Annotated in this window: 1 protein-coding gene; it reads right to left on the bottom strand. The window is 65.6% G+C overall.

Annotation, left to right across the window (positions count from 1 at the left end; genetic code table 11):
* Window positions 1–381, bottom strand: a 381-nt coding sequence (locus tag NXT09_RS22670) for an AMP-binding protein (protein ID WP_268581196.1), incomplete at both ends; no start/stop codon positions are given.

Here is a 381-nt window from a genome sequence, read left to right as displayed (position 1 = left end):
CCCTGACCCCGAGGATTGGTCTCCGGGCAGGCGTCGAACAGGGCGGCGTTATCCAGCATCACGACTGGCAGCGAGTGGCGGAAAGCGTCACGCAGTGATGAGTGGGTCAGGAGCACAACCGGTGCGGCATCGTCGAGCATATAGGCGAGGCGCTCCGTCGGATAGGCGGGGTCCATCGGGACGTAGGCGGCGCCGGCCTTGAGGATACCGAGCAGGCCGATGACCATGTCAGGGCTGCGCTCGAGGCAGAGGGCGACGCGGTCATCGGGTTTGACGCCGAGCGAAAGCAGATGGTGCGCGAGCTGGTTGGCGCGGCGGTTGAGTTCCGCGTAGCTGAGCGACTGTGCTTCGAACACGACAGCGGTGGCATCAGGGGTCTGT

This window comes from Pectobacterium jejuense, from assembly GCF_026800125.1.
In the GTDB taxonomy this organism is placed as follows: domain Bacteria; phylum Pseudomonadota; class Gammaproteobacteria; order Enterobacterales; family Enterobacteriaceae; genus Pectobacterium; species Pectobacterium jejuense.
Note: the sequence above shows the minus strand (reverse complement) of the source record. Positions and strands in the feature narration are given on the sequence as shown.